Origin of the sequence: Kitasatospora sp. NPDC007106, from assembly GCF_040634455.1 — a bacterium.
GTDB lineage: Bacteria > Actinomycetota > Actinomycetes > Streptomycetales > Streptomycetaceae > Kitasatospora > Kitasatospora arboriphila.
Genome location: NZ_JBEYFP010000812.1, coordinates 1 through 2,572, shown reverse-complemented (window position 1 = coordinate 2,572; position 2,572 = coordinate 1). Strand labels below are relative to the sequence as shown.

The 2,572-nt window shown below is 78.8% G+C and carries 3 protein-coding genes; 2 read left to right on the top strand and 1 reads right to left on the bottom strand.

Annotated elements, in window-relative coordinates:
* Positions 1–131 precede the first annotated feature (131 nt).
* Entirely contained in the window at positions 132–554 is a 423-nt protein-coding gene (locus ABZ641_RS32705) for a YjbQ family protein (protein ID WP_344626306.1), read from the top strand.
* 99 nt (positions 555–653) lie between these two features.
* Positions 654–878, top strand: coding sequence for a hypothetical protein (locus ABZ641_RS32700; RefSeq protein ID WP_359987734.1), 225 nt, complete (start codon positions 654–656; stop codon positions 876–878).
* A 61-nt stretch (positions 879–939) separates the two neighbouring features.
* Here ABZ641_RS32700 and ABZ641_RS32695 read toward each other — a convergent pair.
* On the bottom strand, positions 940–2,572 hold a 1,633-nt coding region (locus ABZ641_RS32695; protein WP_359987731.1), incomplete at its 5' end, for an SbcC/MukB-like Walker B domain-containing protein.

The window sequence follows — 2,572 nt, the reverse complement described above, 5'->3', positions numbered from 1 at the left end:
CGCGCACCGGCCGGGCCGTGCCCGGCCGACGACCCGACGGACAGTCACCGTCCGCCGGGTCTTCGTCATGCCGCCGTCCCACTCCCCGGGACATCCGCCGGTCCGAGGCGGCCATGCGTCAGGATGGCCCCATGGCGGACACCTTCCACACGCTGACCTTCGAGACCACCACCGGCACCGGTGAGGTCGCCCTCGACATCACCGAGCGCTGCGCGGCCTTCCTCACCACCGCGGCCGCCGGCCGCGACGGGCTGCTCAACGTCTTCGTCCCGCACGCCACCGCGGGCATCGCCGTGATCGAGACGGGCGCCGGCAGCGACGACGACCTGCTCGCCCTGCTCCGCGACCTGCTGCCCGCGGACGGCCGCTGGCGGCACCGGCACGGCACCCCCGGCCACGGCCGCGACCACGTGCTGCCCGGGCTGGTCGCCCCGCACGCCACCCTGCCGGTGATCGGCGGCAAGCTCGCGCTCGGCATCTGGCAGTCCGTCGTCCTGGTCGACACCAACGTCGACAACCCGCGGCGGACGGTGCGGCTCAGCTTCCTCGGCTGACGGGCATACCCGCCCGCCGTACGGCGTTGCCGACGGTGCCGCCGCCCACCCGCCCGGGGCGGACCCGGGAACGCCCCACCACCGCCGAGGAGGCCGACCATGACCGAGCCCGACACCTCCACCGCCGCCGCGACGGACGCCGTCTGCGAGCTCGCCCCCGCCGACCGGGCCGTGCAGGGCCTCACCCCGGCGGCCGACGCCGGCCCGCGTGCGGACTGCGTCCTGTGCGGCGAGCCGACCGAGTACCCGGCCGACCACGCCGGCTCGACGCTCTGCGCGGTCTGCACCTGGCAGCAGGCCCAGCGGATCGCCTGCGCGGGCTGACCGCCCGTCACCCCGATCGGCGGGCCCGCCGCGCCCCGGCCGGAACGCCGCTGACACAGGCTCAGGCGTCCTCCCGGTCGGCGACGGCCAGGGTCGAACCGTGCCGCTGCTTGCGGACGAGCAACTGAGAGGGGATCCGGCTGCGCAGATCGGCGACGTGGCTGACGATGCCGACCGCGCGGTCCCGCTCGCGCAGGCCGTCGAGGACGTCCATGACCTCCTCCAGGGTCTGCTCGTCGAGGCTGCCGAAGCCCTCGTCGATGAAGAGGGTGTCCAGCGGCATGCCGCCCGCCTCGTCCGTCACCACGTCGGCCAGGCCGAGGGCCAGGGCCAGCGAGGCGAAGAAGCTCTCGCCGCCGGAGAGCGTCGCGGTGTCGCGGTCCCGGCCCGTCCAGGCGTCCACCACCCGCAGCGACAGGCCGGAGCGCTTGGTGCCGGCGACCGGGCCGTCACTGTGGACCAGGGTGTAGCGGCCGCCCGACATCCGCACCAGCCGGTCGCTCGCCGCCGCGGCCACCTGCTCCAGCCGGGCCGCCAGCACGTACGACTCCAGCCGCATCCGCAGCGCGTTCTCCGCCGGGGCACCGGCCACCAGGGCGGCGAGCCGGCCGATCCGGCCGAGCTCGGCGAGCTCCGGGGCCAGCGCCGCGGCCAGCTGTGCCAGCTCGGCGCCGATCCGGGCCAGCGCGGCACAGCGCCGCTCCGCGGCACCGGCCTCCGCCGCGGCCCGCTGCAACCGGTCGGCGGCCCGCGCCTGACCGGCCCCCGTCGCGGCCGGATCCGCGGGCGGCAGCGCCGCGGCGGCCACCAGCTCGGGACGCACCAGCTCGGCCTCGACCGCGGCCACCGCCCGGTCGTGCGACTCCAGCCGGGCCTCCAGCGCGGACCTGCCGGCCGCCGGCAGGACCGCGGCGCGGGCCTCGTCCGGGGTGGCGAACCCTGCCTCCGCGGTGGCCCGCAGCAGCTCCCGCTCGGCCTCGGACAGCCGTCCGGCCGCCTCCTCCGCCGCGTGCACGGCGTCCAGGGCCGCGGCCACCGCCCGGGCGTCCTCGTCCAGTTGCCGGGCGCGGGCGGCCACCGAAGGGGCGTCGCCCCGGGCGTCGGCGACCAGCTCGGCGAGCCGCAGCCGCTCCGCGGCGAGGTCCTGCAGCCGGGCGTTGGCGGCGGCGGCGTCCGCACCACCGGCCCGCAGCTGCTCCTCGCGGCGGCGCTGCTCGGCGGTGAGCTGCTCGATCCGGCGGACGGCCGTGCCCAGGGCGTCGGCCCGCCGGACGGCGGCCGACCGCTCCGCCTCGGCGGCCGCCAGCTGCTTGGCGAGCTCGGCGGAGGCCGTCTCGCCGGCGACGGCCAGGGCCGCGGACTCGTCGGCCCGCAGCCCGGCCACCGTGCGCCGGGCGTCCTCCAGCCGCTGTTCGGCGTCGGCCTGCGCGGCGGCGGCGCGCCGCTGGTCCCCGGCCGTGACCTGCCCCTCGCCGGGGCGGGCCGGGGCCGGGTGCTCGGCCGCGCCGCACACCCGGCAGGGGTCGCCGGCGCGCAGTGCACCGGCGAGTTCGGCGGCCATCCCGGCCAGCCGGCGCTCCTGCAGGTCGAGCGTGGTCGCCCGGGCGGTCAGGGCCAGATCGTGGGCGTCCCGCTCGTGCTGCTCGGCGCGGGCGAGGGCGGCCCGCACGGTGTCGCGGCGGTCGGCGGCGCTC